The organism is Rhodopirellula maiorica SM1, assembly GCF_000346295.1.
In the GTDB taxonomy this organism is placed as follows: domain Bacteria; phylum Planctomycetota; class Planctomycetia; order Pirellulales; family Pirellulaceae; genus Novipirellula; species Novipirellula maiorica.
In genome coordinates this window covers 1-6,561 of sequence record NZ_ANOG01000345.1, presented here as the reverse complement: position 1 = coordinate 6,561, position 6,561 = coordinate 1, and the positions used below count along the sequence as shown (strand labels likewise).

Here is a 6,561-nt window from a genome sequence, read left to right as displayed (position 1 = left end):
CAACATCGGCACGAGTGCGGCGTCCCATCCGGTCAAGAAACTAAAGTCATCACGAAGCGGGCGAATCGCAGCAATCATTCGCATCATCAACGGCAAGTCACCCGAGCTATCCTTGATTCCAATCACTCGAGGACATTCTTGTGCCAAACGAATGATGGTGGGTAAATCGATTGGCGATGCGAACATCGGAATGTTATAGAGCGTCACATCCACCGAGACGGTGTCGGCAATTTCTTTGAAGTAGGCGTACACCCCTTCGGAGCTCAGCCGGTAATAGAAGGGAGCAACGATCGCCACCGCGCGAACTCCCATTTCGCCATACGCATCACAGGCCGCGATCGTTTCTTTGACGTTCGCCTCGGCCGCCCCCGCCAAAATCGGCACGCGACCGGCAGTATGATCGACGACTACACGGATAATTCGCCGGCGCTCTTCGGGAGTAAAACGAACAAACTCGCCAGTGCTGCCGTTGGGGTACAGCCCATCGACGCCCCGTTCAATCAGCCAATCGATATATTCACACAAGCGGTCTTCGTCGACACGTCCCTGTGAGTCGACCGGAGTGATGTGGGGAGTCAGAATCCCAGTGATTCGATTTGTCATGTCTGGTTGAGGTTATTGAATCGTTCGCTTAGAAAATTCCCATCGCAACAAGCGAGTAGCGAACGACTAAGCCTGCAACGACAACGCTCACCATACTCATTAATTTGATCAAGATGTTCAAGCTGGGTCCGCTCGTATCCTTAAACGGGTCTCCTACTGTGTCTCCGACAACCGCCGCTTTGTGAGCATCGCTGCCTTTGCCACCGTGACTTCCCGCCTCGATATATTTTTTTGCATTGTCCCACGATCCACCACTATTGGCCATAAAGACGGCCAAACAAAAACCGCTTGTCAAACATCCGACCAACAATCCCAACACGCCACCGACCCCAAGCACGACGCCCACCACGATTGGCATCAGCAAACCAAGCAAACTTGGCAAAATCATTTCTCGCTGCGCCGCCTTGGTACTGATGCTGACCGGTGTCTCGTAATCCGGTTTGACCGATCCATCCAAAATCCCCGGATTCGCTTCGAATTGACGACGCACCTCGATCACCATCCCTTGGGCGGCGCGGCCCACCGATTTCATGGTCATCGCACAAAACATGAACGTACACATCGCGCCTAAGAAGACTCCCACCAAGACACGAGGATTCATTAGCGTCGCATCGTAGAAGATCAAGAAATCTTTCAAATTCGCGTTGCGCACCGAAACCAGCGAGGCACCGATCGCATCGACTCGCCCAAAATGATTCTCGCCTGGCAATGTCAGCGTCGAGGAATCGAGCATGGCTTCGGTCGCATTTCGCCACACCTTAATTTCGTCGCCCTTATCAATCGATGGATTCAAAACGAGAAATACCTCAGATTCATCCCCTGTCTTTTCAACGAGCAGATCGGGCGTGATTTGATACACGCCATCACGGGTCACGTCTTCGTGATGAACGTATTCGTCACCCCAGCGAACCATACCGTCGCGAACGCCTTCGACATACGCCGCCAATAACGCCAGCGCGGTTAACGCCGCCGACCCGATCGCGAATCCTTTGCCCGTCGCCGCGGTGGTGTTACCGAGGCTATCCAGGGCATCGGTGCGTTCACGCACCACGTCCTCTAACCCCGACATTTCGGCATTGCCACCGGCATTGTCGGCGATCGGGCCATACGCGTCGGTTGCCAACGTGATCCCCAGCGTGCTCAGCATCCCCACCGCAGCGATACCGACACCATACAATCCCAACGAAAAACTATTTAAATCGTTGAACGAACCACCATTGGCGAACCCAAACGACAACAGCATCGCCGCACACACAATCACAACCGGCACCCAGGTGCTGAGCATTCCGTCGGCAATCCCACAGATGATGATCGTCGCAGGGCCGGTCTCGGCCTGTTTTGCCAATTTACGTGTCGCCGCGTACTCGTCACTGGTGACGCGTTCGGTCCATTGGCCAATGCCCCAACCCGCAACAAGCCCGACGATAATGCTGATGGCGATGCCGGGAACAATCCCGAAAATCATCGTGCCGGGTACGGGCGGCATCAACCAAACCGAAAGCCCCACCGCTGCAACCATGACCAACCACGAAGATCGGTTGATCCCTTTGCCGAGGGCTTTTAGCAGTGCTTTCTGTGTCGGCTCGTCTCCCGTTTTGACGGCATAGATCCCGACAATCGAGAGCAAAATCCCCACGCCTGCGATCGCCAGCGGCAACAACATTGCATGCAACTGTGCCGTGGTCACATCATAACCCTCGGGCAATCCACGGCCCGATTGAAATGCAGCCACCCCCAGCGCCGAAGCTGCCAAGATCGATCCGCAATAGGATTCGTACAAATCGGCTCCCATCCCGGCAACGTCACCCACGTTGTCACCCACATTATCAGCGATCGTGGCAGGATTGCGTGGTGAGTCCTCTTTTAAACTCTGTTCGACTTTCCCGACCAAGTCGGCACCGACATCGGCGGCCTTGGTAAAGATGCCTCCTCCGACACGTGCAAACAACGCCTGCGCACTTGCTCCCATTCCAAAGGACAGCATCGCGACCGAGATCTGTTGCAAACTCATCGCGTAGGTTTCGTCGATCAACGGCAACAGCCAATACAGCAGGGCGAACCAGAAACAGATGTACACAAGCCCCATGCCCACCACGATCAATCCCATCACGGCGCCGCTGCGAAATGCGATCTGCAAGCCATCGTTAAGTGACCGCTGTGCACCGGCTGCGGTGCGGCTGCTGGCGTGGGTCGCGGTCTTCATCCCGAACCAACCGCACAGCCCGCTGAAAAATCCTCCCATCAAAAAAGCGATCGGCACAAATGCGTTCTGCACCCGCAACACAAACGCCGCGATGGCCAACAGGATCGCCACAAAGACAAAAACGATTGCAACCCATTTGTATTGCTGTTTCAGATAGGCATCGGCTCCCTGGCGAACGCTTTGAGCAATTTCTTGCATTAAGGCATTGCCTTCGTCCGCCCCCATCATTTCCCGATAGAAACGGTAAGCCCAAACCAGGGCCAAGATTGCAGATCCGCAGGCGATCAACCAAACCATCAACGCCAACATATTTTCATTCCTTTGCTCTTGAAAACTGATCAGGCTGAAAGAAACGGCAAACACGGAAAACCGATTCGCTTGCTATCGTTTTCTCTGAGGCTATTCGATGACCAACCGCGACGCAACGGTGGGCACAGCATCCGTGCGAGCCAAAAGGGGAAGAATATTTCCCTGTACAGTCGTGCTCAGTCGCTTTGACCCATCGTTCCAACAGCAGCACCTCAGCTCCCCGCTCCTTAAAAAGATTGCTCTCGCTCTCTCGGCAAGCTTGTTCGTACAACCGGCGGTACGACTCGGGAATCGCCCGCGTTGCTAAATTCGTCCATATCAAAGGTTTCGACCATGTCGCAAATCAGCCAAACCGGCACTGCAAGCTTCACCGCTCAAGAATCGGCTGGACAATCAAGCACCAATGATAGCTTTTCGTCGGTCGACACCGACAGCTTCATGAAGCTGCTCATCAGCGAACTGCAGAATCAAGATCCGCTGAATCCGACCGATAATGCAGAAATGATCCAACAGATCAGTCAGATTCGAGAAATTGGGGCGACCGATCAGTTAACTTCAACGCTAAATAATCTTTCAAACAGCCAGGAACTGGTCACCGCCAGCGGGCTGATCGGACGCACCGTTCAAGGGCTTGCGGACGACGCCAGCCCCGTGGATGGGGTAGTCGACCGCATCACTGTGGAAACTAGTGACGATAACAATACACGTTCTGTCAAAGTTCACGTGGGTGAAAAGACGATGGAGATTAACAACATACGAGAAATTCAGACTGGGTAGAGTTTGACGATTACAACAGCGGCTGTTCGGCCGCTCTTGAAAATCGACTTTTTTTCTATCCGGCGACGCGGATAGGAAATTAAGTCGATGGGATTAACCTCAGCACTGACCACCGCCCTCACGGGACTTTCGGCTTCCGAAACACAGATCGATGTGATCGGAAACAACCTGGCGAACTCGCAGACCGTCGGTTTCAAGTCGTCCGAGGCCGTCTTCGCGACTCAGTTCCTGCAAACCCTATCGCTCGGCGGGGGGCCCACGGAAGACAACGGGGGCACCAATCCTCGGCAAATCGGACTTGGGGTTCAAGTCGCGGAAATCGCGGCAAACCATAACCAAGGGACGATCGAGATCAGCAGCAGCCCTTCGGATTTGGCGATCCAAGGTGATGGCTTCTTTATTGTCGAGGGAGCATCCGGGGAACAGCTCTACACCCGAAACGGCATCTTTAAACTCAATAGCAGTGCCGAGCTGGTGAATTCGACTGGCCAGCGATTGCTTGGATACGGCGTCGATGAACAATTTCGACTGCAGGAATCCGAACTCGTTCCGATGACGGTTCCGCTCGGTACCGAGAGCGTGGCGAAAGCGACCGAAAATGTTTCCTTCGAAGGAACTCTGTCACCTGAAGGTGAAATCGCAACCCAAGGTCAAATTATTCAGAGTTTGCAGCTTGGGGATGCCAAAGTGCCTCGTGCCGATGGCAGCAGCGTTGTCATTGAAAGTGCTCCGCTTTCGGATCAAACCGACATCACCGTCGACACAAGCGGTGTGGGGACATTAGCAGCGGGCACTTACAAATACCGGGTTGCGTTGGTCGACAGCCAAGGCAACGAAGCCGCCCCGAGTGGTGAGCTGAGTGTCACCGTCGGCTCCGGCGGCAGCGTGAACCTTGGTAATCTGCCCGCAGACCCCAACGGAGGCGATTACCCCACGGTCAACGTTTATCGCACCGGCCCCAATGGCGACGAATTTTTCCAGCTCGGTTCGGCAACCGCAGGTGCAAGCTTCAGCGATACCGGCGCCACGCCGTTGACGTCCAATGAACTTGACACCGATACCTTGACCGGCAACTACACCTACATGATCACGTACGGTCGCGCGGGTGAACCGGAAACACGTCCTAGCGTGATGATCGGACCGCAAAACATCGTGGCGGGACGTATTTCACTGTCCGACTTTCCCACGCCGCCAACCCCTTCGATCACCGATGGATTTCCGAACTACAACGAAATCAAGATCTATCGCAACCTGTCGAATGACCAAAACAACTTCTATTTGGTTGATACCGTCTCGCCTGGTGAAACCTACACCGACGGAAAATCGGACGCCGAAATTTCGGACCTGAGCATCGCTGGCAATAAAACGCTCGACATGGACGGCCCGCAAATCAATGCCGGCACGCTGTTGACAGATGTTCTGAAACGGGACGGCGTCACCTACGAACAAGCATTTCAATTGGGAACGCTCAGCTATAGCGGCCGTAAAGGAGAGCGGGCGCTCGGCACCCAAGAATTTGAAATCACCGAAACGACCACGCTTCAAGACTTCATCGATTTTGTCGAAGAATCCTCGGGGATCCAAACGGTCCAAGTCGACGCACAAAATCCAATTCCGCAATCGGAAAACAATTTGCCAGGCCAAACCGGCACCATTTCCGCAGGCGGCTATATCCAAGACGGAAAGATTCAATTCGTCAGCAATAACGGCGAATCCAATGCGTTGGACATCGATCTATCGGCATTCCGTATCGTCGGTCTCGATGGCGACGTGACGACCCCCAACTTGGCTTTCGGAACCGTCCAAGAAGCCACCGGGCAAAGTGCAGTCAGCGACTTTGTCGTCTATGACTCGCTCGGCGTGCCGATCAATGTCCGCATGTCGACGACGCTGGAAAGTCGCACGAACGAGCAAACGGTTTACCGTTGGTTCGCCGACAGCAGCGGCAACGAATCCGGTGACGGTACCGACATCGCTGTCGGCACGGGGTTGATCAAATTCGACGGCAACGGCAATTTCATCAACGCAACGAATGACCAAATTGCCATCGCACGTGAGGGAACGCCGAGTGTTTCGCCGCTGCAAATCACCGTCGACTTTGGCCGTGTCTCGGGCCTCGCGACCGAAAACTCGACGCTTGCAGCGACGCAGCAAGACGGCAGCGGGCCGGGGGTCTTGAACAGTTTTGCGATTGGCGAAGACGGTACGATTCGAGGGGTTTTCAGCAACGGGATCTCGCGTGACCTAGGCAAAATTCAACTCGCTCGTTTTGCTAACCCCGCCGGGTTGGAAGCTCGCGGGCTGAACTTGTATGCTCAAGGGGTCAACACCGGCCTTCCCGTTCAAGGCGGCCCCGGACAAAACGGGATCGGCAGTGTTATTGGTGGTGCGTTGGAACTGAGTAACACCGATATCGGCAAGGACTTGATCGCCTTGGTGCTGGCCAGCACGCAGTACCGAGGGAACAGCCGGGTGATCACGACGAGTCAACAATTGCTCGACGAGCTGCTAAATCTGCGTCGATAACGCTGTCATCGTCGGGGTCTAGCCAAATTCGCTACAGCCCCCACAATCTGCGTTTTCACATGCGACCGCCTGCTACCGACATCCCCGCGTGATTTCAACGCACACGCGGGTTTTGCCCCCGCGTTATTGCACGGGTCTCCACT

At 54.7% G+C, this 6,561-nt stretch carries 4 protein-coding genes; 2 read left to right on the top strand and 2 right to left on the bottom strand.

Features of this window, described 5'->3' with window-relative positions; all coding sequences use genetic code 11:
* On the bottom strand, positions 1-603 hold a 603-nt coding region (locus tag RMSM_RS11235), incomplete at its 3' end, for a dihydrodipicolinate synthase family protein (RefSeq protein WP_008695538.1).
* A 28-nt stretch (positions 604-631) separates the two neighbouring features.
* A complete protein-coding gene (locus RMSM_RS11230) occupies positions 632-3,115 on the bottom strand; it encodes a sodium-translocating pyrophosphatase (protein WP_008695537.1) in 2,484 nt (827 codons plus the stop codon).
* Between the two features lie 333 nt (positions 3,116-3,448).
* On the opposite strand from RMSM_RS11230, the gene RMSM_RS11225 reads away from it, so the two are divergent.
* Positions 3,449-3,892, top strand: coding sequence for a flagellar hook assembly protein FlgD (locus RMSM_RS11225; RefSeq protein WP_008695533.1), 444 nt, complete (start codon positions 3,449-3,451; stop codon positions 3,890-3,892).
* An 87-nt stretch (positions 3,893-3,979) separates the two neighbouring features.
* On the top strand, positions 3,980-6,418 hold the full coding sequence (locus RMSM_RS11220) for a flagellar hook-basal body complex protein (protein WP_008695531.1): 2,439 nt from the start codon (positions 3,980-3,982) through the stop codon (positions 6,416-6,418).
* Positions 6,419-6,561: the final 143 nt, after the last annotated feature.

What these genes read in the sequence shown, in the direction of transcription:
- RMSM_RS11230 (WP_008695537.1), bottom strand. Translation starts at nt 3,115, where the DNA reads ATGTTGGCGTTGATGGTTTGGTTGATCGCCTGCGGATCTGCAATCTTG.
- RMSM_RS11225 (WP_008695533.1), top strand. Translation starts at nt 3,449, where the DNA reads ATGTCGCAAATCAGCCAAACCGGCACTGCAAGCTTCACCGCTCAAGAA.
- RMSM_RS11220 (WP_008695531.1), top strand. Translation starts at nt 3,980, where the DNA reads ATGGGATTAACCTCAGCACTGACCACCGCCCTCACGGGACTTTCGGCT.